Source organism: Streptomyces sp. NPDC048352 (genome assembly GCF_040651895.1).
GTDB lineage: Bacteria > Actinomycetota > Actinomycetes > Streptomycetales > Streptomycetaceae > Streptomyces.
The window spans coordinates 1-25,013 of record NZ_JBEZKZ010000024.1 but is presented as its reverse complement, the minus strand read 5'-3'; the positions used below and the strand labels follow the sequence as shown (position 1 = coordinate 25,013).

Annotated in this window: 27 protein-coding genes and 1 riboswitch; of the genes, 16 read left to right on the top strand and 11 right to left on the bottom strand. The window is 73.0% G+C overall.

The annotated features are described in order from the left end of the window. Positions 1-35: 35 nt before the first annotated feature. Both nagA and AB0D45_RS15245 read right to left on the bottom strand, forming a co-directional pair. Entirely contained in the window at positions 36-1,187 is a 1,152-nt protein-coding gene (gene nagA, locus AB0D45_RS15250) for an N-acetylglucosamine-6-phosphate deacetylase (protein WP_362458785.1), read from the bottom strand. Next, positions 1,187-2,119, bottom strand: coding sequence for an ROK family protein (locus AB0D45_RS15245; protein ID WP_361598604.1), 933 nt, complete (start codon positions 2,117-2,119; stop codon positions 1,187-1,189). Before AB0D45_RS15245 ends, nagA begins: the two co-directional genes overlap by 1 nt. A 211-nt stretch (positions 2,120-2,330) precedes the next feature. Between AB0D45_RS15245 and AB0D45_RS15240 the strand changes: the two genes are divergently transcribed. From AB0D45_RS15240 to otsB, 3 genes are all read left to right on the top strand, one after another. Further along, the gene (locus AB0D45_RS15240; RefSeq protein ID WP_361598529.1) at positions 2,331-3,635 is read left to right on the top strand and encodes an extracellular solute-binding protein; all 1,305 of its coding nucleotides are present in this window, start codon (positions 2,331-2,333) and stop codon (positions 3,633-3,635) included. 89 nt (positions 3,636-3,724) lie between these two features. Then, a complete protein-coding gene (locus tag AB0D45_RS15235) occupies positions 3,725-3,997 on the top strand; it encodes a DUF3263 domain-containing protein (RefSeq protein ID WP_361598532.1) in 273 nt (90 codons plus the stop codon). A 54-nt stretch (positions 3,998-4,051) separates the two neighbouring features. Continuing rightward, a complete protein-coding gene (otsB, locus tag AB0D45_RS15230) occupies positions 4,052-4,912 on the top strand; it encodes a trehalose-phosphatase (RefSeq protein WP_362458782.1) in 861 nt (286 codons plus the stop codon). Between the two features lie 65 nt (positions 4,913-4,977). Here the strand turns inward: otsB and AB0D45_RS15225 are convergent, their stop codons facing one another. After that, the gene (locus AB0D45_RS15225; protein ID WP_362458779.1) at positions 4,978-6,435 is read right to left on the bottom strand and encodes a trehalose-6-phosphate synthase; all 1,458 of its coding nucleotides are present in this window, start codon (positions 6,433-6,435) and stop codon (positions 4,978-4,980) included. Between the two features lie 104 nt (positions 6,436-6,539). Next, positions 6,540-7,490 carry a glucosyl-3-phosphoglycerate synthase gene (locus tag AB0D45_RS15220; RefSeq protein WP_362458776.1) on the bottom strand — a complete coding sequence of 317 codons (951 nt, stop codon included), beginning with the start codon at positions 7,488-7,490 and terminating at the stop codon, positions 6,540-6,542. A 197-nt stretch (positions 7,491-7,687) separates the two neighbouring features. Beyond that, a riboswitch (SAM riboswitch) is annotated at positions 7,688-7,826 on the top strand. Between the two features lie 17 nt (positions 7,827-7,843). Between AB0D45_RS15220 and thrC the strand changes: the two genes are divergently transcribed. From thrC to AB0D45_RS15185, 7 genes are all read left to right on the top strand, one after another. Continuing rightward, entirely contained in the window at positions 7,844-9,118 is a 1,275-nt protein-coding gene (gene thrC / locus AB0D45_RS15215; protein WP_361598544.1) for a threonine synthase, read from the top strand. 35 nt (positions 9,119-9,153) lie between these two features. Continuing rightward, on the top strand, positions 9,154-9,432 hold the full coding sequence (locus AB0D45_RS15210; RefSeq protein ID WP_362458773.1) for a MoaD/ThiS family protein: 279 nt from the start codon (positions 9,154-9,156) through the stop codon (positions 9,430-9,432). A gap of 401 nt (positions 9,433-9,833) precedes the next feature. Beyond that, a complete protein-coding gene (locus AB0D45_RS15205; protein ID WP_008743607.1) occupies positions 9,834-10,040 on the top strand; it encodes a cold-shock protein in 207 nt (68 codons plus the stop codon). Positions 10,041-10,383: 343 nt separating this feature from the next. Continuing rightward, on the top strand, positions 10,384-12,006 hold the full coding sequence (gene groL / locus AB0D45_RS15200; protein ID WP_361598550.1) for a chaperonin GroEL: 1,623 nt from the start codon (positions 10,384-10,386) through the stop codon (positions 12,004-12,006). Positions 12,007-12,150: 144 nt separating this feature from the next. After that, entirely contained in the window at positions 12,151-12,762 is a 612-nt protein-coding gene (locus AB0D45_RS15195) for a phosphoribosylanthranilate isomerase (RefSeq protein ID WP_362458769.1), read from the top strand. Between the two features lie 261 nt (positions 12,763-13,023). After that, positions 13,024-13,716: a hypothetical protein gene (locus AB0D45_RS15190; RefSeq protein ID WP_362458766.1), complete on the top strand. Its 693-nt coding sequence runs from the start codon at positions 13,024-13,026 to the stop codon at positions 13,714-13,716. A gap of 193 nt (positions 13,717-13,909) precedes the next feature. Then, positions 13,910-14,572, top strand: a complete 663-nt coding sequence (locus AB0D45_RS15185; RefSeq protein WP_362458763.1) for a beta-glucanase — start codon at positions 13,910-13,912, stop codon at positions 14,570-14,572. 12 nt (positions 14,573-14,584) lie between these two features. On the opposite strand, the gene AB0D45_RS15180 is transcribed toward AB0D45_RS15185, so the two are convergent. Beyond that, on the bottom strand, positions 14,585-14,929 hold the full coding sequence (locus tag AB0D45_RS15180) for a protease inhibitor I9 family protein (protein ID WP_362458761.1): 345 nt from the start codon (positions 14,927-14,929) through the stop codon (positions 14,585-14,587). 373 nt (positions 14,930-15,302) lie between these two features. On the opposite strand from AB0D45_RS15180, the gene AB0D45_RS15175 reads away from it, so the two are divergent. Beyond that, positions 15,303-16,493 carry a S8 family peptidase gene (locus AB0D45_RS15175; protein ID WP_361598565.1) on the top strand — a complete coding sequence of 397 codons (1,191 nt, stop codon included), beginning with the start codon at positions 15,303-15,305 and terminating at the stop codon, positions 16,491-16,493. A 3-nt stretch (positions 16,494-16,496) separates the two neighbouring features. Here the strand turns inward: AB0D45_RS15175 and AB0D45_RS15170 are convergent, their stop codons facing one another. Beyond that, the gene (locus tag AB0D45_RS15170) at positions 16,497-16,751 is read right to left on the bottom strand and encodes a DUF397 domain-containing protein (protein WP_362458758.1); all 255 of its coding nucleotides are present in this window, start codon (positions 16,749-16,751) and stop codon (positions 16,497-16,499) included. After that, positions 16,735-17,571, bottom strand: coding sequence for a helix-turn-helix transcriptional regulator (locus AB0D45_RS15165; protein WP_361598571.1), 837 nt, complete (start codon positions 17,569-17,571; stop codon positions 16,735-16,737). Before AB0D45_RS15165 ends, AB0D45_RS15170 begins: the two co-directional genes overlap by 17 nt. Before the next feature lie 114 nt (positions 17,572-17,685). Here AB0D45_RS15165 and AB0D45_RS15160 point away from each other — a divergent pair, with 114 nt between their 5' ends. Both AB0D45_RS15160 and AB0D45_RS15155 read left to right on the top strand, forming a co-directional pair. Further along, positions 17,686-17,904 (top strand): hypothetical protein, encoded by a 219-nt coding sequence (locus AB0D45_RS15160; protein ID WP_362458755.1) that lies wholly within the window; start codon positions 17,686-17,688, stop codon positions 17,902-17,904. Beyond that, on the top strand, positions 17,901-18,584 hold the full coding sequence (locus tag AB0D45_RS15155; protein WP_362458753.1) for a hypothetical protein: 684 nt from the start codon (positions 17,901-17,903) through the stop codon (positions 18,582-18,584). Before AB0D45_RS15160 ends, AB0D45_RS15155 begins: the two co-directional genes overlap by 4 nt. Before the next feature lie 23 nt (positions 18,585-18,607). On the opposite strand, the gene AB0D45_RS15150 is transcribed toward AB0D45_RS15155, so the two are convergent. Beyond that, positions 18,608-20,083, bottom strand: a complete 1,476-nt coding sequence (locus AB0D45_RS15150) for a PTS transporter subunit EIIC (RefSeq protein WP_362458750.1) — start codon at positions 20,081-20,083, stop codon at positions 18,608-18,610. Positions 20,084-20,138: 55 nt separating this feature from the next. Then, positions 20,139-21,119 carry an N-acetylmuramic acid 6-phosphate etherase gene (gene murQ / locus AB0D45_RS15145; RefSeq protein WP_362458747.1) on the bottom strand — a complete coding sequence of 327 codons (981 nt, stop codon included), beginning with the start codon at positions 21,117-21,119 and terminating at the stop codon, positions 20,139-20,141. A gap of 142 nt (positions 21,120-21,261) precedes the next feature. Between murQ and AB0D45_RS15140 the strand changes: the two genes are divergently transcribed. Both AB0D45_RS15140 and AB0D45_RS15135 read left to right on the top strand, forming a co-directional pair. Further along, entirely contained in the window at positions 21,262-21,639 is a 378-nt protein-coding gene (locus AB0D45_RS15140) for a hypothetical protein (protein WP_361598586.1), read from the top strand. A 7-nt stretch (positions 21,640-21,646) separates the two neighbouring features. Next, positions 21,647-21,919, top strand: a complete 273-nt coding sequence (locus AB0D45_RS15135) for a DUF4031 domain-containing protein (protein ID WP_361598589.1) — start codon at positions 21,647-21,649, stop codon at positions 21,917-21,919. Positions 21,920-21,925: 6 nt separating this feature from the next. On the opposite strand, the gene AB0D45_RS15130 is transcribed toward AB0D45_RS15135, so the two are convergent. Beyond that, on the bottom strand, positions 21,926-23,146 hold the full coding sequence (locus tag AB0D45_RS15130) for a Cmx/CmrA family chloramphenicol efflux MFS transporter (protein WP_362458744.1): 1,221 nt from the start codon (positions 23,144-23,146) through the stop codon (positions 21,926-21,928). A gap of 90 nt (positions 23,147-23,236) precedes the next feature. Beyond that, entirely contained in the window at positions 23,237-23,896 is a 660-nt protein-coding gene (locus AB0D45_RS15125; RefSeq protein WP_362458741.1) for a hypothetical protein, read from the bottom strand. A 131-nt stretch (positions 23,897-24,027) separates the two neighbouring features. Between AB0D45_RS15125 and AB0D45_RS15120 the strand changes: the two genes are divergently transcribed. Then, positions 24,028-24,720 (top strand): copper homeostasis protein CutC, encoded by a 693-nt coding sequence (locus AB0D45_RS15120; protein ID WP_362458739.1) that lies wholly within the window; start codon positions 24,028-24,030, stop codon positions 24,718-24,720. The last annotated feature ends 293 nt before the right edge of the window (positions 24,721-25,013 follow it).

Genomic DNA, 25,013 nt, shown 5'->3' with positions numbered 1-25,013 from the left:
CGGGCCGCCTCCGGGAGGCCGGTCGAAGGGCTCGTTCAGTCCAGCGGGCTGACGATCCATTCGCCGCGCCGCATGACGCCCTTGACGTCGAACGCGGCGTCCAGGACCACCAGGTCGGCGTACTTGCCGGGCTCCAGCGAGCCGACCTCGTCGTAGAGGCCCAGCAGCTTGGCCGGGTTGGCCGAGATCGCCTGGACCACCGACTCGACGGGCAGCCGGTCCACCGTCACCGACCGCTTGAACGCGGTGTCCAGGGTCAGCGTGGAGCCGGCGATGGAGCCGCCCTCCACGAGCCGGGCCACACCGTCCTTGACCTCCACCTCCAGCGGGCCGAGGTGGTAGGTGCCGTCGCCGAAGCCGGCCGCGTCCATGGCGTCGGTGATCAGCGCGACGCGGTGGGCGCCCGCGTGGTGGAAGGCCAGCTCCAGCATGGCCGGGTGCAGGTGGGTGCCGTCGTTGATCAGCTCGACGGTGACCCGCTCGTCCTCCAGCAGCGCGGCGATCGGGCCGGGGGCGCGGTGCTCCAGGCCGGGCATGGCGTTGTAGAGGTGGGTGGCGACGGTCGCGCCGGCGTCGATGGCCTGGCGGGTCTGGTCGTACGTGGAGTCGGTGTGGCCGATCGCGGCGATGACCCCGTGCTCGGCCAGCAGCCGTACGGACTCCAGGCCGCCGGGGAGTTCGGTGGCGAGGGTGACCATGCGCGCGGTGCCGTGCGCGGCGTCGACCAGCTTGCGGACCTCGGCCGGGTCGGGGTCGCGCAGCAGTTCCTCCTTGTGCGCGCCCTTGCGGCAGGGGTTGATGAAGGGGCCCTCGAAGTGGATGCCGGCGATCTCGCCCTGCTGGGTGAGCTCGGCGAGCAGCCCGGCGCGGCGGGCCAGTTCGTCCAGGTCGCCGGTGACGGTGGAGGCGACGAGGGTGGTGGTGCCGTGCTCGCGGTGGGTGCGCACCCCCTTGAGGACCTCCTCGGCGGTGCCGGAGGTGAAGGAGGCGCCGCCGCCGCCGTGGTTGTGCATGTCCACGAAGCCGGGGACGATCCAGTGCCCGGTCAGGTCGACGACGCGTGCGTCGTCGGGGGCGCTGCCGGCGACGCGGGCGCCCTCGACGATGACGCGGCCGCCCGCCACGATCCCGGTGGGCAGCACCACCCTCGCGCCGGAGAGAACGGTGCTCTGTGCGCTTCCGGACATCAGGCCGGTACCTCCGTGGCGAGTAGGTCCCAGGCGAGCAGCCCTGCGCCCAGGCATCCGGCGGTGTCCCCGAGGGCGGCCGGAACGATGTCGGGCAGCCGCTGGAACGTCACGCGTTCCCCCACGGCCGTCCGCAGCGGTGTGAACAAGGTTTCCCCGGCCTCGGCGAGGCCGCCACCGATGATCAGCGTGCTGGGGTCCAGCAGGGTGAGCGCGGTGACCAGCCCGTCGGCGAGGGCGGCGACGGCGGCCAGCCAGATCGCGCGGGCGGCCGGGTCGCCGGAGGCGACGGCCTTGGCGCAGTCGGCGGCGTCCGCCTCGGGGTCACCGGAGGCGGCGGCCCAGGCCCGGCTGACGGCGGAGGCGGAGGCCAGGGTCTCCAGGCAGCCGTACTGGCCGCAGCCGCAGGCGGGGCCGCCGGGGCGGACCACGATGTGCCCGATCTCGCCGGCGTAGCCGTGGGCGCCGGCCTCGATGCGGCCGGCGATGCCGATGGCGCCGGCGATGCCCGTGCCGAGCGGGACGAAGAGGAAGCGGTCGGCGCCCGCGCCCGCGCCGATGCGGCCCTCGGCGAGTCCGCCCGTACGGACGTCGTGGCCGAGGGCGACCGGGATCCCGCCGAGGCGGGCGCCGAGGAGGTCGCGCATCGGTACGTCGCGCCAGCCGAGGTTCGCCGCGTAGACGGCGAGGCCCCGCTCGGCGTCGACGATGCCGGGGACGGCGACGCCAGCGGCGGAGGCGGTCGTGCCGAAGCGCTCCCGGCCGATGCCGAGGAGCTCGGCGGCGAAGTCCAGGATCGTCTCGACGACGGCTTCGGCGCCCCGCTCGCGGCCGGTGGCGCGGCGGGCCTCGTGCAGCAGGGAGCCGTCCGCGCCGATGAGGGCGGCCTTGATCCCGGTGCCGCCCACATCGAGGGCGATGACGTGTTTCACGGGTTTCACAGCAGACAGTCTCGCGTGCTCGGCGGGGAAAGGTCTAGTCCATTGGGCGGGATTGTTGAGCGGCCATACAAATCCGGGCCGGTATCCGGACACGGTCCGGACACGGTCCTGCGCGCGACCCCGTTCCGGATGTGGCGGAGCCGTCAAAGTGGTGTAGACCTTATGACGGATCGTACGTACAACCAGGGGTGGATCGAGAACTGTGAAGGGCCGTTACCTGAGGCCGGCCGCGTCCGGCGCCGCGCTGTGCCTGACCGTGGCGACGCTGGCGGGCTGTGGAACGCTGTCCGGCCTCGCCGGGGACAACGAGGTGACCCTGCGGGTCGTGGCGGCCGACTACGGGGACAATCCGCAGAACTCCTCCGCCGGCTACTGGAAGGACCTCGCCGCCTCCTTCGAGAAGGACAACCCCGGCGTCCACGTCGAGGTGAGCGTCTACTCCTGGTCGGAGGTCGACGCCAAGGTCGCCGAGATGGTCAAGGCCGGCAAGGCCCCCGACATCGCGCAGATCGGCGCCTACGCCGACTACGCCGAAGCCGGCAAGCTCTACACCGCCGACGAGCTGCTGTCCGTCACCACCGAGGCCGACTTCCTCGCCCCGCTCGCCGACGCCGGCAAGGTCAAGCGGGTCCAGTACGGCATGCCCTTCGTGGCCAGCACCCGGCTGCTCTTCTACAACCAGAAGCTGCTCGGCGACGCCGGGGTCATCCCCAAGGACAGCACCGCGGGCTGGCAGCCGAAGAGCTGGGCGGACCTGGAGGCGGCCGCCAAGAAGCTGAAGGCGGCGAACGTCCCGACCCCCTTCGCGCTGCCCCTGGGCCGCGAGGAGGCGCAGGCCGAGACGATGATGTGGATGCTCTCGGGCGGTGGCGGCTACACCGACAACGAGGAGGCGTACGCGATCGACTCCCCGGAGAACGTCAAGTCGCTGGAGTTCCTCCGCGACAAGATGGTCGGCCAGCAGCTGACCGGCCCGGTCGAGCCGGGCAAGCTGGACCGCCAGGCCGCCTTCGACGCCTTCACGCGCGGCGAGGTGGGCATGCTCAACGGCCACCCGACGCTGCTGAAGCAGGCCGCCGGCAAGGGCGTGCGGTTCGGCATGGTGCCCATGCCGACCGTCGACGGCACCGACCACTCCGCCATGGGCGTCGCGGACTGGGTGATGGCCTTCAAGAACGGCCACCGCAAGGAGTCCGGGAAGTTCCTGGACCACCTGTTCTCGGCGAAGAACGTGACGACCTTCACCAACACCTACGACCTGCTGCCGGTCACCACCAGCGGCTACCGGGCCATGGCCGCCAGTACGGGCGGCTCGGCGACGCAGCTGAAGACCTTCCTGGCGGCCCTGCCGAACGCCCGGCTCTACCCGGTGGGCAAGAAGTCCTGGGCGGGCGTCAGCGAGGACGTGAAGCAGAACATCGGCAAGGCCGTCCAGCCGGGCGGACAGCCCGCGAAGGTCCTGGAGGAGATCGCGACGACGGCGCGCAAGGCGGACGGGGAGCGCTGAGGGCGGGCGCGCGAGGGGCCCGGCGCGGGCGCGGGAGGGGCGCGGGGCCGGCCGGGGGCGGTGTCGGTGGGCGGCGTTAATGTGGCCGTATGACGGATGGCGGGCAGGCGGGTGACACGGGGGCGGAGGCGGCGCAAGGCCGGCTGACCGCCGCCGAGGCCGCCGTGCTCGCGTACGAGGGCCGCAGCTGGCCCGGCCCCGGCGCCAAGGAGCGGGCGATACGGGAGGGGCTGGGGCTCACCCCGGTCCGCTACTACCAGCTGCTCAACGCCCTCATGGACGACCCCCGCGCCCTCGCCCACGCCCCGGGCACCGTCAACCGCCTGCGCCGCATCCGCGAGGCCCAGCGGGCACGGCGCTAGGCCGTCGCGGAGGCGGGGTGGGCGGGTCAGGGCCGCCCCGGTAGGGTCGTCCGTATGGGGAGCCAGCCGCACGACCTGCCGCCTATGCCCGTGCCCGCCACCGCAGCCGGACGCGAGGGACTCGAAGCCCTCCTGCGCACGCCGCGCAGAGCCGTCGTCGCGCTCGACTTCGACGGCACCCTCGCCGAGATCGTCCCCGACCCCGACCAGGCCCGCGCCCACCCCGCCGCCGTCCCGGCGCTCGCCGAGCTGGCGCCCCGGGTCGACGCGGTCGCCGTCGTCACCGGCCGCCCGGCGGGCGTCGCCGTACGCCACGGCGGCTTCGCGGGCGTGCCCGGGCTGGAGCACCTCGTGGTCCTGGGCCACTACGGCGCCGAGCGCTGGGACGCGGTCACCGGCAGCGTCCGCGCCCCCGCCGAACACCCCGGGGTCGCCGCCGTACGGGCGGAGCTGCCGGGCTTCCTGGACGCGATCGGGGCGTGGCGCGGGACCTGGATCGAGGAGAAGGGCCGGGCGCTGGCCGTCCACACCCGCCGCGCCGAGGACCCGGAGGCCGCCTTCCAGGCCCTGCGCGAGCCCCTCGCGGAGCTGGCGGCCCGGCACGGGCTGATGGTCGAGCCGGGCCGGGCGGTGCTGGAGCTGCGCCCGCCGGGCATGGACAAGGGCGTCGCCCTGACGGAGTTCCTGGCCGAGCGGGACGCCGAGGCCGTCCTGTACGCGGGGGACGACCTGGGTGACCTCGCGGCTTTTTCGGCGGTGGAGAAGCGCCGCGCCGACGGCCTCCCGGGGCTGCTGGTGTGCAGCGGCTCGGCGGAAGTCCCCGAACTCGCGGCCCGAGCCGACCTGGTCCTCCCGGGCCCGGCGGCGGTGACGGCCTTCCTGGCCCGCCTGGCGGCGGCCCTCCGGGACGCGTAGCCGGGCCGGGCCCGGGGAGCGGGCCAGGACACCGCTCCCCGTCCGTCCCCCCGTCCCCCGCCCCCTCACCCCCGCAGGGCCTCCAGTTGTGCCGTGAACCAGGCCGACGGGGGGAGGGTCGTGGCGGCTGCCGCGAGGCGTTTGGTGCGGGCCGTGCGCTCCTCCGGCGGCATCGACAGGGCCTCGTGGAGTGCGGCGGCCGTCGCCGAGACGTCGTACGGGGTGACCGTCAGGGCGTCCCCGCGCAGTTCCTCGTACGCCCCCGCCCCCGTGGACAGGACCAGCGCGCAGCCCTCCTCCGACACCACCGGAATCTCCTTCGCGACGAGGTTCATCCCGTCCCGCACCGGGTTGATCAGGGCCACGTCCGCCAGGCGGTACGCGGCCAGCGAGCGCGCGAAGTCGTCCTCCACGGAGAGGAGGACCGGCTGCCAGTCCTCGGTGCCGAACTCCGCGTTGATCTCCGTGGCCAGGTCGCGGACGGACGCGGTGTAGTCCCGGTACACCTTCAGGTCCTGCCGGGAGGGGTACGCGGACGCCAGGTGCACCACGCGGCCGCGCCACTCGGGGTGGACCGTCAGCAGCTCCCGGTAGGCCAGCAGCCCGCGCAGGATGTTCTTCGACAGTTCGGTGCGGTCGACGCGGACGATGGTCTTGCGGTCGCCGACCTCCGCCCGCAGCGCCGCCAGCTTGTCGTCCACCTCGGGGCGGTGGGCGAGGGCCCGCAGGTCGTCCCCGTCGACGCCGAGGGCGAAGACCCCGACGTCGGTGCGCTTGTGCCGCACGGGGCTGTTGGGGTTCTTGTGGACGTAGCGGGCCTCCGCCGGATCCACCCCGGCCGGGGACTTCGGCTCGGCGATGCCCCGCTCGTCGTCCAGGTGCGCGCCGGCCATGAAGGTGTGCGCCCACGCCCAGGTGTGGAAGCCCACCAGGTCCGCGCCCAGCATCCCCCACACCAGCCGGCTGCGGACGTCGTCCGGGAGCATGTCCAGGAACTCCCGCGACGCCCAGGGGGTGTGCGTGAAGTGGGCGATCCGCAGGTCCGGCCGCAGTTCGCGCAGGGCGCCCGGGACCAGGGCCAGGTGGTAGTCCTGGACCAGGACCGACGCGCCCTCGGCGGCCTCCTCGGCCAGCGCTTCGGCGAAGGCCTGGTTGTAGGCGGCGTACGACTCCCAGCGGCGGCGGAACGCCGCGTCGAAGACCGGCTCGCGCGGGACGTCGTAGAGGTGGTGGTGGGTGAACCAGAGCACCGAGTTGGCGATGCCGTTGTACGCGTCGTCGTACACCGCCGGGTCGATGTCCAGCATCCGGACGCCCGGCTCGGAAACGCCCCGGCGGACCGCCTCCCGGTCGGCGTCGGACAGGGCCGCGCAGATCCACAGGGCCTCCGGCTGCGCGGCGAGCGCCGCGGACAGGCCGGAGACCAGGCCGCCACCGCCGCGGCGTGCGCTGAGGGTGCCGTCGGCGGCGAGGGCGTACGAGAGCGGGCCGCGGTTGGCGGCGACGAGTACCTGAGAAGCCATGCCGCGAACCTAGCCCGGGTCCTCCTCGCTCAAACGTCCGGGAATTGTCCGGTTCGTCACGCCCTGGCCGCGCCGCGCCCCGCGCCACCCGCGCGGCCCGCGCCTCACGCCACCCGCCGGCCCGCGTACTCCTCGACCTCCACCATCGGCGGCCGCTCCTCCGTGTCCACGGGGTACGTGCGCGGAACGAACCCGTCCGGCCCCCGCTCGAACTGCGTCAGCTCCGGCCGTACGAGATGGCCGCGCGAGAGCCGCAGCTGCGCGGTGCGGTAGATCGCCGCGGCCATCCGGCCCAGCGCCCGCCCGTCCTGGTGCCGGTGCAGCCGGACCCCCACGTCCACCTGGGCCAGCGCGTCCAGCCCGGCCGTGTGCAGCGCGTCCACCAGCAGGCCCAGTTCCACCCCGTACCCGACGGGGAACGGCAGCCGCTCCAGCAGGGAGCGGCGTACCGCGTACTCACCCCCCAGCGGCTGGACGAACCCCGCCAGCTGCGGCCAGTGGAGGTTCAGCAGGGGCCGTGCCACCAGCTCCGTCACCCGGCCGCCCTGCCCGGGCGCGTCCCCCAGCGGGCGGTCGTACATCGCCTTGACGAACTGCACCTGCGGGTCGGTCAGCAGCGGCCCGACGATCCCCGAGACGAAGACGGAGTCGAAGTCCCGCAGGTCGGCGTCCACGAAGCAGACGACGTCCCCGGTCGTGGCCAGCAGCGAGCGCCACAGCACCTCGCCCTTGCCCGGCAGGGCCGGGAGCCGCGGCAGGATCGCGTCGCGGTGCACCACCCGGGCGCCGGCCTCCGCCGCGACCTCGGCCGTACGGTCGGTGGAGCCCGAGTCGACCACCACCAGCTCGTCCACCAGCGGGACCGCGAGCCCCTCCATCAGGTCGCGCCGGATCACCTCGACGATCTGCCCGACGGTGGCCTCCTCGTCGAGCGCGGGCAGCACCACGCTGACCGTCGTCCCGGCCGCCCGTTTCCGGTCGAGCAGCTGGTCGAGCGGTCGGTCGGCGGCGGACCAGGAGCGGTCTGCCAGCCAGCGCTCCACCTCATCCAGCACTCTCAGCACTCCCTGGCTTCTCTGCGGCACTCGGCGGTTTGCGGCCGAATCGTGATCCATCTCGCGGTTCGGACGGCTGTCTCAACCGCCCGTCCCTTCGGTTACAGTCTTGAACAACGCGAAGGACCGCCGCATGCCGGGGGTCCCGCGCGACAAACGCACCGGCGCGCCACAGAGCGCGTGTGCCGGTGCCATACCGCTCATCCAGAGGGGCAGAGGGACACGGCCCGTTGAAGCCCCGGCAACCCTCCAGTCGGTTCTCGCACGCGCGGGGCCCCGGCTAGGGAAGGTGCCAATTCCGTCTCATGGCGAAGTGCGCCATGGGGAAGATGAGGAGAAAGGGCCTCGCCATCATGGCTGCACAGACTGTCGCCACCTCTGCCGATCTCGGACCCGCCACCGGCCTTTCCTGTCGCGAGTGCGGTACCCGCTTCGAACTGGGCCCCATCTTCGCCTGCGCCGAGTGCTTCGGCCCGCTGGAAGTGGCCTACGAACTGCCGCTCGGCGACCCCGAGGCCCTGCGCGCCGCGATCGAGGCCGGCCCGGACAACATCTGGCGCTACGCGCCGCTGCTGCCCGTCCCGGCGGACGTGGCCTCCAAGCCGAGCCTGAACCCCGGCTTCACCCAGCTCGTGGACGCGCAGAACCTGGCCAAGGAGCTGGGCGTCACCGGCAAGCTCTACGTCAAGGACGACTCCGGCAACCCGACGCACTCCTTCAAGGACCGCGTCGTCGCCATCGCCGTCGAGGCCGCCCGCGCCTTCGGCTTCACCACCCTCTCCTGCTCCTCCACCGGCAACCTGGCCGGCGCCGTCGGCGCCGCGGCCGCCCGGGCCGGATTCCGCTCCTGCGTGTTCATCCCGCACGACCTGGAGCAGGGCAAGGTCGTCATGGCCGGTGTCTACGGCGGCGACCTCGTCGGCATCGAGGGCAACTACGACGACGTCAACCGCTTCTGCTCCGAGCTCATCGGCGACCCGCTGGGCGAGGGCTGGGGCTTCGTCAACGTCAACCTGCGCCCCTACTACGGCGAGGGCTCCAAGACCCTGGCGTACGAGATCTGCGAGCAGCTCGGCTGGCAACTGCCCGACCAGATCGTCGTCCCGATCGCGTCCGGCTCCCAGCTGACGAAGATCGACAAGGGCCTCCAGGAGCTGATCAAGCTCGGCCTGGTCGAGGACAAGCCCTACAAGATCTTCGGCGCCCAGGCCGAGGGCTGCTCCCCGGTCTCGACCGCCTTCAAGGCCGGCCACGACGTGGTCCGCCCGCAGAAGCCGAACACCATCGCCAAGTCGCTGGCCATCGGCAACCCGGCGGACGGCCCGTACGTCCTGGACATCGCGCGGCGCACCGGCGGCTACGTCGAGGACGTCACCGACGAGCAGGTCGTCGAGGCCATCAAGATCCTCGCGCGGGCCGAGGGCATCTTCGCCGAGACCGCGGGCGGCGTGACCGTCGGCGTGACGAAGAAGCTCATCGAGAACGGGCTGCTCGACCCGGCGCTGACGACCGTCGTCCTGAACACCGGTGACGGCCTCAAGACCCTGGAGGCGGTGTCCGGGGACACCGGGCAGACCGCCACCATCCGCCCGAGCCTGGACGCGTTCCGCGCCGCCGGGCTGGCCTGACCCTTCCCTCCGACACCCGGAAAGGCGGTAGCGCCATGAGCGTCAACGTCCGCATCCCCACCATCCTGCGCACCTACACCGGCGGCGTCGCCGAGGTCCCGGCCGAGGGCTCGACCCTCGCCGAGGTCATCGACTCCCTGGAGCAGAACCACCCGGGCATCGCCGCGCGCGTCCTGGACGACCAGGGCAAGCTGCGCCGCTTCGTGAACGTCTACGTCAACGACGACGACGTGCGCTTCGAGGGCGGCCTGCAGACGGCGACGCCGGACGGCGCGGGCGTCTCGATCATCCCCGCCGTCGCCGGCGGCTGCTGACGCGCGGGTGACGCGCTGACCTTTCATAAACAGAATTGCCCCCTCCGCTAATAAGCGGAGGGGGCAATTCTGCTTGATTGGGCGCGGTAGAGTTGGGCAGTCCCCTCCGCTGTTCTTGCCCGCCGCATATGAGCGGGCCGCCGGATGGTTGACATTGAGTCAACATGCGCGTGCCTTTTGGGCCTTTGGTGCCGCTTGTCTGGCCCGAGTTGCCCTGGAATACTGCAAATTTTCACTCTATTTCAAGCTTTCCGCGTGTCCAGATTTCTCGGCGGATTGACCTGTTGCTGACAGCACCGGTGCGGATACATTCAGCCGCGGTCGAGGCGTTCCGGCGCAAGTTCTGACCCGGGACCGCGAAGTGCGGTCCCGCGCAAGGGCCAGTAATAGGGGAGTTAGGCATGGCTCAGGGCACCGTCAAGTGGTTCAACGCGGAGAAGGGCTACGGCTTCATCGCGGTCGACGGTGGTGCGGATGTGTTCGTCCACTACAGCGCCATCCAGATGGACGGGTACCGCACCCTTGAAGAGGGTCAGCGGGTCGAGTTCGAGATCTCGCAGGGCCAGAAGGGTCCGCAGGCTGACATGGTCAAGCTCGCGGCCGGCTGAGTCGAAGCGCGATCGGCCACCGACGCTCGCACACACGCATGAGGGGCCCACATCCTGGACAGGGATGCGGGCCCCTCCTGCGTGTCGGCCCCAGGTCGCCTGCGTGTTGCCGGAAGCCGCTTGCACTCGCGGGGGTCGAGTGCTAATCATTGGCGTTAGCACTCTCCTGGTGAGAGTGCTACTCAGACGAGGACCGGGCCGGTGAGGCCCGCAGGGTCCGGCGGGAAGGAACCGCCGGGTCCGCAGGCCGTCCGTCGCGGGCGCGGGCGCGGTCCGGAGCAATCCACCCTCCCCTGACGCCTGGCGGCGTAGGGGGAACCCCAGTCCTGGAGGACCACTTCAGATGGCCAAGATCATTGCGTTCAACGAGGAGGCCCGGCGCGGTCTCGAGCGTGGCATGAACCAGCTCGCCGACGCCGTCAAGGTCACCCTTGGCCCCAAGGGTCGCAACGTCGTCCTTGAGAAGAAGTGGGGCGCGCCCACGATCACCAACGACGGCGTCTCCATCGCCAAGGAGATCGAGCTCGAGGACCCGTACGAGAAGATCGGCGCCGAGCTGGTCAAGGAAGTCGCCAAGAAGACGGACGACGTCGCCGGCGACGGTACGACCACCGCCACCGTCCTCGCCCAGGCGCTCGTCCGCGAGGGCCTGCGCAACGTGGCCGCCGGTGCCAACCCGATGGCCCTCAAGCGCGGTATCGAGAAGGCCGTCGAGGCCGTCTCCGCTGCCCTGCTGGCCCAGGCCAAGGATGTCGAGACCAAGGAGCAGATCGCTTCCACGGCCTCCATCTCCGCCGCCGACACCCAGATCGGCGAGCTCATCGCCGAGGCCATGGACAAGGTCGGCAAGGAAGGCGTCATCACCGTCGAGGAGTCCCAGACCTTCGGTCTGGAGCTGGAGCTCACCGAGGGCATGCGCTTCGACAAGGGCTACATCTCGGCGTACTTCGCCACCGACATGGAGCGTATGGAGGCGTCCCTGGACGACCCGTACATCCTGATCGTCAACTCCAAGATCGGCTCGGTCAAGGACCTGCTGCCGCTCCTGGAGAAGGTCATGCAGTCCGGCAAGCCGCTGCTGATCATCGCCGAGGACGTCGAGGGCGAGGCCCTGTCGACCCTGGTCGTCAACAAGATCCGCGGCACCTTCAAGTCCGTCGCCGTCAAGGCCCCGGGCTTCGGCGACCGCCGCAAGGCCATGCTCGGCGACATCGCCATCCTCACGGGCGGCACGGTCATCTCCGAGGAGGTCGGCCTCAAGCTGGAGAACGCCGGTCTCGACCTGCTCGGCCGCGCCCGCAAGGTCGTCATCACCAAGGACGAGACCACCATCGTCGACGGTGCCGGTGACAGCGACCAGGTCCAGGGCCGCGTCAACCAGATCCGCGCCGAGATCGAGAACTCCGACTCGGACTACGACCGCGAGAAGCTCCAGGAGCGCCTCGCGAAGCTGGCCGGCGGCGTGGCCGTCATCAAGGCCGGTGCCGCGACCGAGGTCGAGCTCAAGGAGCGCAAGCACCGCATCGAGGACGCCGTGCGCAACGCGAAGGCGGCCGTCGAGGAGGGCATCGTCGCCGGTGGTGGCGTGGCCCTGCTCCAGGCCTCCTCGGTCTTCGAGAAGCTCGAGCTCACCGGTGACGAGGCGACCGGCGCCAACGCCGTGAAGCTCGCGCTGGAGGCCCCGCTGAAGCAGATCGCCGTCAACGGCGGTCTCGAGGGCGGCGTCGTCGTCGAGAAGGTGCGCAACCTGGCCGTCGGCCACGGTCTGAACGCCGCGACCGGCGAGTACGTCGACATGATCGCCGAGGGCATCATCGACCCGGCGAAGGTCACGCGCTCCGCCCTGCAGAACGCCGCGTCCATCGCCGCGCTCTTCCTGACCACCGAGGCCGTCATCGCCGACAAGCCCGAGAAGGCCGGTGCCCCCGCGGGCGGCGGCATGCCGGGTGGTGACATGGACTTCTGATCCGCCTCTGGCTGATCGGCTGTTCTCGAACGAGGGCGGCACCCCCGGCGGGGTGCCGCCCTCGGGCGTTCCCGGAGACGGACGGCGGTGCCCGGCTGCCGGGACGGATCACCATCGGTCCCCGGGTTTTGATTGACTGGGGACATGAGCGATCTGTTCGTCAAGATCTGCGGGCTGCGGACCGTGCACGACGTCGACGTGGCCGTGGCGGCCGGGGCCGACGCCGTCGGGTTCGTCTTCGCGCCCGGCAGCCCCCGGACCATCGGCGCCGCCGAGGCCCGGGAGCTGGCCGCGCGGGTGCCGGGCGGGGTGCTGACCGTCGGGGTGTTCCGCGGGCAGTCCGTCGAGAAGGTGCGCCGGCTCACCGAGGAGAGCGGCGTACGCGGCGTACAGCTGCACGGCGACGAACCGGCCGCACACTACGCGGAACTGCGTGCCCCGGGGCGTACGCTGCTGCGCGCCACCGCCGAGCACGTCGGGCGGTGCGGGGAGTACGGGGAGGACCTGCTGCTCATCGACGCCCCCGACCCGGGCTCCGGCAAGCCCTGGAACTGGGGGTCCGCGGAATTCCGGGCGCCCGCCGGGCGGTGGCTGCTGGCCGGCGGGCTGAACCCGGGCAACGTGCGGGAGGCCGTCGAGGCGACGCGGGCCTGGGGCGTGGACGTCTCCAGCGGTGTCGAGCGGGAGCGCGGCGTGAAGGACCCCGGGCTGATCCGCGCCTTCATCGAAGCGGCGCGGGGTTCCTCGCACGGGTGACGCCGCGGGCGTGGGCGGCGGGTGTGGGCGGTGGCGGCCCGGCGTGCCGCCATAAGCCCGCGGAGCTAGCCTGGAACTGGACGCAGGTGCCCGGCGCGCGGGTTCTGGACCGCTGAACTGCCGGTCCAGGCGGGCGGGTCCGAGGTGGACGAGGCCGTGTGCGCCCCCTCCTCCCCCGCCTCATCGCACCCGGGCCCTCGGCGCGCTCGCGCCATCGAGACGTCCGCCTCCATCGGTGCTTTCCCGGCAAGGAGGGAACGCATGAACAGGCATGCCCGTTATGCACTTCTCGCCCCGCTCCTGGTCACCGCGGTCGCCATGCCGCCCACGATGGCCGCCCAGGCCGCCCCCGCCCCGCTCACGCCGTCCGCCGCCCCCCAGGCGGCCTGCAAGCTCGTCGTGGCCCCCGGCACGAATCCCGTCGAGTACGACCTGGTGATGACCGGCTTCAGGGGCGGTCAGCTGCTCAGGGTGTCGGGCCCGGAGAAATTCCAGCGCAACGCCAACGGCGCGGGCTCCGTCACGGAAGAGGACGTCAAGAAGGGCGCCTACACCGTGACGAGCGGCTGGGGCAGGAACGAGCGGAAGACAGGCTGCACCAAGGATCCCAGGCCGCCCGCGCCCGTCAAGGTCCGGATCACCGACGCGGACATCACGGGCGCGTCCACCACTCCCGCAGCGGTCGACTGCTCCAAGCCGCAGAACGTCACGTTCCAGGGCAAGTTCACCGGTACCGGAACCGGCGAGGTCGACTACTTCTGGTCGGGCCAGGGCAAGCAGTCCGCGCCTTCCCTCAAGTTCAACGCCCCGGAGACCCCGACCGGTCCGTTCGTCGTGAAGTCCCCCACGCGCGGGGCGCCCAATGAACCGGCCCCCAAGGTGGTCGCCAACCTCTCGGCGGGCAACGTGGCCGACTCGTTGACGTTCACGCTCACCTGCGCGCCCGGGACCTGACCGGTCGCCCGCGCCCGTGCCGCCGCCCCCGCACCCCCGAGTGCCGGGGCCGCGGTGTGTCCGCGCCGGTGCGCAGGGGGCGCACGACGGACCGTGCTCGCGCAACTACTCTCCGCAAAAATCGCGGTGCGTTCGGGTCGTGCCGGGGCATAGGCACCGTATGGTCACGCCACCGCTCGCATGGCTACGGCGCGTGACGCCGCGCCGCCTCTCGCCCGTCTTCACCGCCGACTTCTCCTCCGCCGCCCAGTGGGTGGCGGGCCGTTCCTGGGCCTATCCCGACGGCGGCCCCGTCAACCCAGGCGACAACAAGCTCGACCACCTGACCGCCGACCCCGCCTACAGCCGCACCGGCACCTTCCGCGCGACCCTGCGCCCCGACGGGAACTGGGACGCCGGGCTGCTCACCACCGAGGGCAGCGACGAGGGCTTCGAGGTCCGCACCGGCGACGTCCTGGAGGCCCGGGTCCGGCTGCCGGAGGAGACCGGCGCCTGGCCCGCCATCTGGACCTGGCGGGACGGGGGCCAGGAGATCGACGTCTTCGAGTACCACCCCGACAACCCCGACCTGCTGGAGCTGTCCAACCACGTCCGCCAGGCCCACCGCTACCACCGCGACCCGGCCGTCCACCCGGGCGCGTGGCTGGACCTGGAGGTGGAGTTCGGCCGCAGATCCGTCGTCTGGTGGGTCAACGGCCGGCGCGTCTACTCCGACGGCCGGGGCGTCGGCCGGGGCTGGCACGCGTACCTGATCGTCAACCTGTCCGTCTCCGCCGGCCGCTACCACCCCGCGCCCGGCCCCGGCCTCACCGAGATGTCGTACGAGGTGTCGCGGCTGCGCGTCCTGCGGACCTGAGGGAGACGGCCCTCAGGCGGGGACGCCCGTCGCCGCGCCGTCCTCCTCGACGGACTCCACGACCGGGGTGTCCCGCAGCGCCTCCACCTGCTCGGGGGTGAGGCGGGCGGCGAAGCCGTTGGCCACCTCGCGGAAGACGTGCGTCGGCCGGATCCCGTAGGCGGCCGCGACGGCGGCCGGGTCGAGGCCCTCCCGGACGCTGACGAGGTACGACGGCTCGTCGGCGGCCGGGACCGCCCAGGCGGCGGGCGCGGGCGCGGCGTGGGCGGGCAGGGCGACGGGCAGGGCGGCTACGGCGGCCAGTGCGGCGGCGGCGACGGCGGCCGCCCGCAGGGGCCGGCTCGGGCGATTGCGCATGACCGGGAGGTCATCACGCGCGCCCGCCCCGGTCAACGACCCGGGCGGCGCGGCGCGCACGGGCGGAGGTGAAGAACGCGTGCGCCCCCTCGACGGGTGCGCGGGACCCTCCCCGTACGGGTGAACTTGCCGGACCGCTCCCCGGACGTCCGGGCAGGTGAACGGCTCAGGGCGTCAACCAGGAAGGATCCTTTCTGCACCGGGCGCGGGGAACCGCTGCCGGACGGCGCCGGGCCCGTGGGCCAAGCGGGCTGGTCGGTTCAAGTGCCGCTCGGGGGACGACCGAAGAAGGGGACGGCCGCATTCCGGAAGGTGCCCGCGCACCGCTGCCCCCGGGGCGGCCACACCACCCCTTCCTCTCGGGAGTTCCCTCATGCGCCTGATCGCACGTGTGGCAACCGCCGCCCTCATCACCCTCGCCCCCGTCGCCGTCGGCACGGCGTCGTCCGCGGACACGCCGGAGGCGACCCCGGCACCGCTGCGGACGTCCGCCGACGCCGTGCCCGGCGAGTACATCGTGACCCTCGACAAGGGCATGGACGCGGCCAAGCTCGCGAAGACGCTCAAGCTGAAGCCGAAGCACGTCTACTCCACCGCCGTCAACGGCTTCGCGGCCCCCCTCACCGCGCTCCAGCTGGAGACCGTGCGCATGGTCGTCGGTGTGAAGGCGGTCGAGGAGGACACCCGGGTGACCTCCGTCCCGGTCCCCTCCGCCCCGAGCGCGACCAGGGCGCCGTCCACCTCCTGGGGCCTGGACCGGGTCGACCAGCGGAGCCTGCCGCTGAACGACAACTTCACCGTCCAGGGCAGCGGCGCCGGGGTGAACGCGTACATCCTCGACACCGGCATCGACTACGCGCACACCGAGTTCGCCGGCCGCGCCACCTTCGGCTTCGACGCGATGGCGGACGCCGCGACCCAGAAGGGCCAGGACTGCAACGGCCACGGCACGCACGTCGCGGGCACCGTCGCCGGCTCCTCGTACGGCGTGGCGCGCAAGGCGAACCTGGTGAGCGTCCGCGTCCTCGGCTGCGACGGCAAGGGCTCCTACGCCGGGATCATCGCGGGCATGGACTGGGTGGCGAAGAACGCCAAGCAGCCCGCCGTGCTCAACGCCTCCCTGGGCGGCCCGAAGTCCGACGCCGTCAACAACGCCGCCAACGCCCTCTCCGACGCGGGCGTCCTGCCGGTCGTCGCGGCGGGCAACGACGCGCAGGACGCCTGCAACGTCTCGCCCGCGTCGTCGGACCGCGTGGTCACGGTCGGGGCGTCCAACCGCTGGGACGAGGAGACGACCTTCTCGAACTACGGCCGGTGCGTCGCCCTGTACGCCCCCGGCCAGGAGATCGTCTCCGCCCGCCTCGGCGGCGGCAGCGTGGCCCTGAACGGGACGTCCATGGCCGCGCCGCACGTCACGGGCGTCGCCGCCCTCTACAAGCAGGCACACCCGACGGAGCTCCCGGCGGACATCGCCAACTTCCTGAACGAGGAGTCCACCAAGGACGTCCTGACCTCCGTCAGCAAGGGCACGCCGAACCAGCTGCTGTTCTCGTCGGGCCTCTGACGGTCAGAGTGCCGCGATGAAATCGGCCCAGGCCCGTGCGTGGAACACCACGTGCGGGCCTTCGGGCTGCTTGGAGTCCCTCACGGGGACGAGGTCGGTGTGCGCGTCGCAGACCTCGACGCAGTCGCCGCCACTTCCCCCGCTGTGGGTGGACTTCCGCCAGGTGGCCATCTCCAGGCAGTTGCCGCCATCCCCGGCGCTGTAGCTGGACTTGTGCCAGGTGGCCGTTGACAGGTCGTACTTAGGCACGTTCGGCATGTTCGTACTCCTCCGCCACGGACTCGATCAGGGCCAGAGACTCGCGCGGGGGCATCGCACTGGCCGTGAGGAGATCGTAGGTCAGGGTGTGCTGAGAGACCGTGGCCGGATCGTCCAACAGCTGACTGGTACCCAATGCTTCGACGTAGGCGAGCGGGGGAGCATCCTCGAAGGACATGAGCCTGAGCGGGCCGCCCAAGGCGGCATGCGCTCCCGCGCTGAACGGGAGTACCTGGACGATGATTCGGTGCGACCGGATCAGAGCCGCGATATGGCGTAGTGCCTCGGCCATGGCGGCCTGGATGCCGACCACTCGACGCAGGACGGCCTCGTCAAGCACACACCACAACAGGGGGGTTGTTGGATCAGCGAGGAGGGCGGAGCGGGCCAGCCGTGCGTCGACCAGCTCGTCGATTACCTCCTGCGAGGCCGTCGGCTGGTACGCGCGGAACACCGCTCGCGCGTACGCCTCCGTCTGGAGCAGGCCCGGGATGATCAGCGGCGCGTACTCCCGGATCGCTTTCGCCAGAGCCTCGGCCTCGGCCGCCGCCGCGAAGTGGTCCGGGTATTTGCTCTTCGCCGCCGCTCCGCAGTTGCGGGTGAAGAACCCGCCTGTGCCGAGGATCTCGTCTATCTGGCGGGCGAGTTCGAGGTGCATGCGGCGCGTGCCGGCCTCCAGCTGGCCGATGAACGAGCCGCTCACGAAGAGGGGTTCGCCCAGCTCGCTCTGGCTCAGGCCCGCGCGTTCACGCGCGACGCGCAGTTCGGCGCCGAGCAGGGCGCGGGGTGACGAAGAGGGGTCCAGGTTCTTTCCCGGCATGGCAACTCCCGATCCAACAGGTGTGGTTGTCGGCTGGCCGTCGTTGAAAGGCTAGTCCGCGAGCCGCCACTCTGAGTGCAGAATCTGATTACTCAGAGCGAAAGGTGACATGTCATGGTGATGACGGCGAAGGAGCGGATGCTCGCGGCCGAGGAGGCCGTGCGGCAGCTCAAGGGCGCGCTCGACGGGGTCGGGGTGGTCTTCCCGTCGCTCGGCGTCGACCCGGTCTCCGCCGCCGGAACGTACGGCCTGCCGCTGGTCGACCTCGGGCGCTGCAACCTCGACACCGCGCTCCGGCTGGCGGCCGTACTGCACGAGCGGAACGGCGCGTGAGCGGGTCGGTGGACGCGGCCCAGTTCGCGTTCGAGCTCGGCTGGAAGCTGCGCGGGCTGGAGGCGGACCTGCCCGGCGGCGGATGGCGGCGCCCGGGGCTCGGGCTCGCCGTAAGGGCCAGCCCGCACGGGGCCGGCGGGGCGTGGACGGCCGTCGGGGACGACGGGGAGCGGCGGCAGACGCGCAGCGCCGACACGGCGGACGAGGCGACGGCGCAGGTGCAGGAGGCGTTCGGGGTCACGGGGTGGCGTCCGCAGCCGCCCCCGCCGCCGGGGTGGCAGCGGTTCACGCTGATCCACTGCCCGGTGGGGGAGTGTCCCCCGTACGAGGACGCGCGCTACGACCGGCTCAAGGCGGAGCCGCCGCGCGGGTGCGTGCCCGAGGAGATCGGCGGGTACTTCGGGCTGCGCTGCGAGCGGCCCGGCGCACGGCTGCTGGATGCGGTCGCCGCCGTGTGCGCGGAGGTCCGGGAGGGGTACGGGCTGCTGATGGACGACCTCGGCATCGAGAAGCTGTGGGGGTGGTCGCCGGACGGGACGGACGGCTGGGGCGCCGAGACCCTCGGCCAGCTGCTCCTGATGGCGGCCGAGCGGGGCCCGAAGCTGGGTTACTCCGTGGAGGACCTGGTCCGCTTCCTGCGCACCGCCGCCGGGGGGCTTCCCGAGCCGGGGCGTCCGTAACGGGTCCGCCCGCAGCCGAGGGGTCAGGCCAGGGCCGGCTCCTTGGCCGAGGCCGTGCCCGGGGGGTCCGCGGGTCCGGGGCCGGTGTCCAGGTCGGCCAGCATGCGCGGGGTGAAGCCGAAGAAGTAGGTGGCGGCGAAGCCGACCAGGTAGCCGACGGCGAGGCCGCCCGCGTAGACGGCGACGGTCAGGCCCATGCCCGACGTACCGTCCAGCAGCGGGAACAGGGCCCAGCCCGAGGGGCCGATGGCGGTGGAGCCGAAGGCGACGCCCAGCTGGTTGCACAGGCCGACGAACGCGCCGCCCGCCGCCCCGCCGGCGCAGGCGGTGACGAACGGGCGGCCCAGCGGCAGGGAGACGCCGTAGATCAGCGGCTCGCCGACGCCGAGGAAGCCGGCCGGGAGCGCGGACTTGATGGTGGTGCGGATCGAGCCGTTGCGCGGGAGGCGGCAGTAGACGGCGAGGGCCGCGCCGACCTGGCCCGCGCCCGCCATGGCGAGGATCGGCAGCAGGACGGTGTAGCCGGACTGCTCGATCAGGGTGGTGTGGATGGGGATCAGGGCCTGGTGCAGGCCGAGCATCACCAGGGGCAGGAAGAGGCCGCCGAGGACGAGCCCGGCGAAGGCGCCGCCGGTGGCCAGCAGCCAGTCGGCGAAGGCGCCGATGGCGGTGGAGACCTCACCGGCGAGGTACATCAGGCCGAAGAGGGTGACCAGGCCCGCGACGAGGACCGTGAGGGTCGGGGTGAGCAGCACGTCCAGGGTCCCGGGCACCCGGCGCCGGCCCCAGCGCTCCACGCGGACGGCGAGCAGGGCCGCCGCCAGCGCGCCGAGGACGCCGCCCTGGCCGGGGGAGAGGTGCTCGCCGAAGGCGTCGATCTTCGCGACGCCCGGGAAGACGATGATCGCGGCGACGGCCCCGCCGAGGACGGGAGTGCCGCCGAACTCCTTGGCGGTGTTGAAGCCGACGAAGACGGCGATCAGGGACAGGAAGCCGGAGGCGATCGCGGCGAGGGCGGGGACCACGGCCGGGACCCAGCCGAGGTTGGTGAGCAGGCCGTTGAGGCCGGCGATGACGCCGCAGCCGATGAGGGCGGGGATCAGCGGGACGAAGACGTTCGCGATGCGGCGCAGGAAGAGCTTGAAGGGCGTGGAGTTCCGGGCGGTGCGGGCCTCCTTCAGCGCGGCGCCCTGCGCGGCGAGGTCCGCTGCGGTGACGCCGGCGGCCGGCGCGGCCGTGCGGGCTTCTTCGACCAGGGCCTCGAACTCGGGCGTGACGCGGGCGACGGTGCCGGGCCCCAGCACGATCTGGTAGGTGTCGTCCTCGACCACGCCCAGCACGCCGGGCACGGCCCGCAGGGCCGGGTCGTCCACCAGGGAGCGGTCGCGCAGGCCGATCCGCAGGCGGGTCATGCAGTGCGCGATGGAGCTGATGTTGTCCGGGCCGCCGACCAGGGGGAGGATCGCGGCGGCGGTGGCGCGGTTCTTGTCAGTGGACATGTACTCGCCTTGCGTCGGGGGTACGGGCGGATACGGGCGGTCCTGCCGGCCGCGGTTACGGGGTACGCACCTGCGCGGCTTCGGCGAGGGCGGCGCGGAGGTGGCCCTGCGCGCCGGCGAGGAGGCGGGCGGCCTCGGGGCCGTCGACGCCGCCGAGGAGGACGAGGACCGCGTCCTTCACCTCGCCGCCGGTCGCGGTGAGCGCGGCCTCGATCTCCGCGTCGGGCGCGCCGGTGGCCAGCGCGAGGATGCGGCGGGAGCGGGCGCGCAGCTTCTCGTTGGAGGCGCGCACGTCGACCATGAGGTTCCCGTACGTCTTGCCGAGGCGGATCATGGTGACGGTCGAGATGAGGTTCAGTACGAGCTTCTGCGCGGTGCCCGCCTTCAGGCGGGTGGAGCCGGTGAGGAGCTCGGGCCCGACGACCACCTCGATGCCGTGCTCGGCGGCCGCGGCGAGGGCGGATCCGGCGTTGCAGGACAGGCCGACGGTGAGCGCGCCGCGGGTGCGGGCGAACTCGACCGCGCCGACCGCGTACGGGGTGCGGCCGGAGGCGGAGACGCCGACGACGGTGTCGTCGGCGGTCAGGGCGAGGGCGGTGAGGTCCGCGGCGGCCAGCTCGCGCGAGTCCTCGGCGCCCTCGACGGCCTTCAGCAGGGCTCCGGGGCCGCCCGCGATCAGGCCGACGACCTGGTCCGGGTCGGTGTTGAAGGTGGGCGGGCACTCGCTGGCGTCCAGCACGCCGAGCCGCCCGGCGGTGCCGGCGCCCGCGTAGACGAGCCGGCCGCCGCGGGCCATCCGTTCGGCGATGGCGTCGACGGCGGCGGCGATCGGCTCGGCCTGGGCGGCGACGGCGGCGGGGACGGTGGCGTCCTCGGCGTTCATGATCCGGACGATCTCCGGCGTCGGCAGCCGGTCGATCTCCGCCAGCTCGGGGCGGAAGGCCTCGGTGGTCAGGGAGTCGAGCTGGGCGCGGAGGGCGGTGGAGGCGGTCGTGGCCGCGGGGGCGGCGGCGGTTTCCCTGCGGTTCTCGCTCACGCCTGGAACCTATTTTCCGGCGGGGCCGGGGGCAAGAAGGCGCGAGTCGGCGGCGCGGCGGGTGCCGGGCGGGTAAAGGCGGGGGAAAGGGCGGGGAAAGGAGGCCTTCGCCAGGGGGCCCGTACGGGTCCACAATGAGCGCATGGACCACGCGACCCCCCTGGAACAGGCGCTGCACGTCGCCCGTGCCCTCGTTCTCGCCGATCTCGCCGCCGGTGAGGTCGCCGATGCCGATGTCGTCTCCCTCGTCGAGGACTCGGTCACGCACCGCCGGTGGTGGGTGGAGCAGTGGCCGGAGGGGGTCGACTACCTCGCCGGACTCGTCGCGCAGGACGTGAAGGACGCCCTGTTGGAGAAGTACGGGCGCTGGCCGCTGTGCCCGGTCTGCGCGCACGGCGATCCGCACGCGCTGGACGTGGAGCCGGAGCTCGGACGCGACCCGCACTGGGTGTGCTCGGAGGCGGGCGTGAAGGTGGCGGCGGTGGGCGGTCTCGGCCCCGTCTTCCACCCGGGACGGTGAGCCGCCGGTGACGGTGTACATCGACCCGCCGGTCTGGCCGGGACACGGCCGCATGTGGTCGCACCTGGTCAGCGATGTCTCGTACGAGGAACTGCACGCCTTCGCGGCGGGCATCGGCTGCCCGCCGCGGGCCTTCGAGCGGGACCACTACGACGTGCCCTCGCACCGGTACGCGGACGCGGTGGCGGCGGGGGCGGTGGAGGTCGGCAGCAAGGAACTCGTCCGCCGCCTCACGGCGGCGGGCCTCAGGCGGCCGAAACACCGGCCGCCCGCGGCCTGAACACCCTCACGTGCTCCTGACGGTGTCCGCCGGTGCCTGGTGGGACGGTGATCCGGCCACCACGCGGGCCGCGCGGGCCGGCGTACGGCGCTCCAGGCGCAGGGCGATCACGGTGAGGGCGATCGCGGTGACGGTCATGGCCGCGCCCGCCCAGGCGGGGGAGGAGAAGCCGTACCCGGCGTCGATGACGGTGCCGCCGAGCCAGGGGCCGCCGGTGTTGCCGAGGTTGAAGGCGGCGGTGGTGGTGGCTCCGGCGAGGGTGGGGGCGGCGCCGGCGATGTTGAACATCCGGGCGTTGAGGGCCGGGGCGGTGAAGAACGCCGAGACGCCGAGCAGGAACGACAGGGCGATCGCGGCGGCCGCACTGGAGGCCAGCACGGTGAGCGCCCCGAGGAACACCGTCGAGGCGGTGATGCCCCAGAGCAGCACCCCGAACAGGTGCGCGTCGGCGATGCGGCCGCCGACGGCGGTCCCGATCAGCGCGCCGACGCCGAAGAGGCCGAGGATCCACGGCACCCACCGCGCGTCCAGCCCGGCCACGTCCGTGAGCAGCGGCGACAGGTAGCTGAAGGCGCAGAAGACGCCGCCCGCGGCGAGGGCCGTGACACCGATCGACAGCCACACCTGGCGGTCGCGGTAGATGCGCAGCTCGCTGCTGAGGCGGGGCTTGGCGTCGGGCAGCGGGATCTCCGGGATCAGCGCCAGGATGCCGGCGAGGGCGACGGCGGAGGCCGCGCCGACCGACCAGAACGCGGAGCGCCAGCCGAACTGCTCGCCGAGGAAGGCGCCGGCCGGGACGCCGAGCACGTTGGCGACGGACAGGCCGCCGATCATGACGGACATCGCGCGGGCCCGCTGGTCCTTGTCGACCATCGCGATGGCGACGGCCGCGCCGACGGCCCAGAACCCGGCGCAGGCGAGGGCCGACACCACGCGGGAGGCGAACAGGAACCCGTACGAGGGGGCCAGCGCGCCCGCCACCTGGCCGAGGCCGAAGAGGCTGATGAGGGCGACGAGGGTGGTGCGGCGCGGGAGGCGCAGGGTGGCGACGGCCAGCAGCGGGGCCCCGATGACCATGCCGATCGCGAAGGCGGATATCAGCAGGCCCGCCTGCGGGATGGTGACGTCCATGTCCTCGGCGATCGGCGGGAGGAGTCCGGACAGCATGAACTCGCTGGTGCCGAGTGCGAAGACGGACGGGCCGAGGACGTAGACGGCGACGGGCATGCGGGCTCGGGACGGTGATCGGGAGGCTGAGGGCATGTTCTTCCCGAACCGTCGTGAAGCGGGACGCATTCCCGGGCACCGGTGTGTATGTCAGGTCAGCGCGGTCAGCTCCGCCTCCAGGTTGCGGCGGGCCGGGGCCTCCCAGTGCGCGGCGCCGTAGGGGGTGCGGAAGAGGCGGGGCAGGGCCAGCAGCTGCCGCAGGACGGCGGCGCGGCCGGTGCGGAAGGCGTCGTCGGGGACGAAGCCGTACTCGGCGCGGACGGCGGCGGCGTAGGCGGCGTAGGCGTCCGGCTCGCCGGCGAGGACCCCGAGGTCGGCGTCGCACAGCACCTCGCCGTTGGTGTCGCCGGGGGCGGGGTCGTGGGTGACGGTGAGGCGCACGAGGCGGGCGACCTCGGCGGTGCGGGCGGCGCCGACGCCCAGCTCGGGCAGGGCGCGCTCGGCCAGGGCCGCGCTGCGCTCCTCGTTCTCGGAGCGGTCGGGGCGGTAGACGGCGTCGTGGAACCAGGCGGCGAGCTCGACGGCCGCGGGGTCGGCGGCGTGGTCGCCCAGGACGCCGATCCGGGCGAGGACGTCGGCCAGGTGGGCGGTGGTGTGGTACCGCCGCTGGGGCTCGGCCCAGGCGGTGAGGAGCCGGTCGGCGTAGGGGGCGGGGTCGCGGGTGGCGCCGGCGGCGGTGGCGGTGGCGTGCCAGCGGTCGCGGAGGCGGGCGGTGTCGGGGGCGGTGTCGGGCGTGGCGGGCGTGTCCATGCGGCCATTGTGGGGGTGGCGTGATGGTGCTGGTGGAGGGTGGGGTGGGCCCCGTACTCTGCATATTGGACTAGACCTATTTGGGTGAGTCCTACTCCACTTCCGAGCCGTCTTCCGAAGGATGGGATCACATGAGCAACCGTGCACTCCTGGAGGTGATCGCCCTCGACGTAGAGGACGCGGTCGCCGCCCAGGCGGGTGGGGCGGACCGACTCGAACTGGTCACCGACATGGCCGCCGACGGGCTCACCCCGCCGCGCGAGACCTTCGCGGCGATCAGGGCGGCCGTCGACATCCCGCTGCGCGTGATGCTCCGCAGGGCGGACGGGTTCGCGGCGGGCGACGTCGCCGAACTCGCGCGGACGGCGCGGGCGCTGCGGGCGGAGGGGGCGGAGGAGTTCGTCCTCGGGTTCCTGCACCCGGACGGCAGCCCGGACCTCGACGCGGTCGAGGCGGTACTGGCGGAGCTGGACGGCTGCCGGTGGACGTTCCACCGGGCGATCGACCGGGCGGCGGACCGGGACGGCCTGCGCAAGGCGGTCGCGGACCTGCCCGGGCTGGACACGTACCTGACGGCGGGCTCGGCGGCCGGGGTAGCGGAGGGGCTCCCGGTGCTGGTGGCGGAGGCGGCGGCGGGGCGGCGCGGCGAGCCGGGGTACGGGCCGCGGCTCCTGGTCGGCGGCGGCCTGGCCCTGACGCACCTGCCGGTGCTGCGGGAGGCGGGGATCGACGCGTTCCACATCGGCGGCGCGGCCCGTCCCTCCGGGTGGGAACACCCGGTCTCCCCGACGGCGGTCGCCGCCTGGCGCGAGGCCCTGGCCTAGCCGGCGCCTGCCGTGTCCCGGCGGGCGGGGTTCGGGGGGTGCCCGCGCCCGTGCGGGCGGGCCCAGGCCGGGCGGGGCCGGGCGGGTCCGTGCCGGGCGGGCCCGGGCCGGGCCCACGGCGCGGCGCTGCCGTCCGGGCGCTGCGGCCGTCGCGCGGGCCGGGCCCTGCGGGGCTTGCCCCTCCCCGCCCTTCGCCCGTTCCCCGGGGCGCAGCCCCGGGGGGTCGTTGAGGTAGCCGAGCGCGACTCCGGGCCCGCCGATGAGGAGTTCACCGCAGACGCCGGGCGGTACGG

Coding starts and splice junctions, on each gene's coding strand:
- AB0D45_RS15235 (WP_361598532.1), top strand. CDS start 3,725: ATGACGGATGGCGGGCAGGCGGGTGACACGGGGGCGGAGGCGGCGCAA.
- AB0D45_RS15170 (WP_362458758.1), bottom strand. CDS start 16,751: ATGCCGAACGTGCCTAAGTACGACCTGTCAACGGCCACCTGGCACAAG.
- otsB (WP_362458782.1), top strand. CDS start 4,052: ATGGGGAGCCAGCCGCACGACCTGCCGCCTATGCCCGTGCCCGCCACC.
- AB0D45_RS15125 (WP_362458741.1), bottom strand. CDS start 23,896: ATGGACACGCCCGCCACGCCCGACACCGCCCCCGACACCGCCCGCCTC.
- AB0D45_RS15160 (WP_362458755.1), top strand. CDS start 17,686: ATGGTGATGACGGCGAAGGAGCGGATGCTCGCGGCCGAGGAGGCCGTG.
- nagA (WP_362458785.1), bottom strand. CDS start 1,187: ATGTCCGGAAGCGCACAGAGCACCGTTCTCTCCGGCGCGAGGGTGGTG.
- AB0D45_RS15150 (WP_362458750.1), bottom strand. CDS start 20,083: ATGTCCACTGACAAGAACCGCGCCACCGCCGCCGCGATCCTCCCCCTG.
- AB0D45_RS15165 (WP_361598571.1), bottom strand. CDS start 17,571: ATGCCGGGAAAGAACCTGGACCCCTCTTCGTCACCCCGCGCCCTGCTC.
- groL (WP_361598550.1), top strand. CDS start 10,384: ATGGCCAAGATCATTGCGTTCAACGAGGAGGCCCGGCGCGGTCTCGAG.
- AB0D45_RS15210 (WP_362458773.1), top strand. CDS start 9,154: ATGAGCGTCAACGTCCGCATCCCCACCATCCTGCGCACCTACACCGGC.
- AB0D45_RS15175 (WP_361598565.1), top strand. CDS start 15,303: ATGCGCCTGATCGCACGTGTGGCAACCGCCGCCCTCATCACCCTCGCC.
- AB0D45_RS15130 (WP_362458744.1), bottom strand. CDS start 23,146: ATGCCCGTCGCCGTCTACGTCCTCGGCCCGTCCGTCTTCGCACTCGGC.
- thrC (WP_361598544.1), top strand. CDS start 7,844: ATGGCTGCACAGACTGTCGCCACCTCTGCCGATCTCGGACCCGCCACC.
- AB0D45_RS15190 (WP_362458766.1), top strand. CDS start 13,024: ATGAACAGGCATGCCCGTTATGCACTTCTCGCCCCGCTCCTGGTCACC.
- AB0D45_RS15205 (WP_008743607.1), top strand. CDS start 9,834: ATGGCTCAGGGCACCGTCAAGTGGTTCAACGCGGAGAAGGGCTACGGC.
- AB0D45_RS15180 (WP_362458761.1), bottom strand. CDS start 14,929: ATGCGCAATCGCCCGAGCCGGCCCCTGCGGGCGGCCGCCGTCGCCGCC.
- AB0D45_RS15140 (WP_361598586.1), top strand. CDS start 21,262: ATGGACCACGCGACCCCCCTGGAACAGGCGCTGCACGTCGCCCGTGCC.
- AB0D45_RS15225 (WP_362458779.1), bottom strand. CDS start 6,435: ATGGCTTCTCAGGTACTCGTCGCCGCCAACCGCGGCCCGCTCTCGTAC.
- AB0D45_RS15195 (WP_362458769.1), top strand. CDS start 12,151: ATGAGCGATCTGTTCGTCAAGATCTGCGGGCTGCGGACCGTGCACGAC.
- AB0D45_RS15120 (WP_362458739.1), top strand. CDS start 24,028: ATGAGCAACCGTGCACTCCTGGAGGTGATCGCCCTCGACGTAGAGGAC.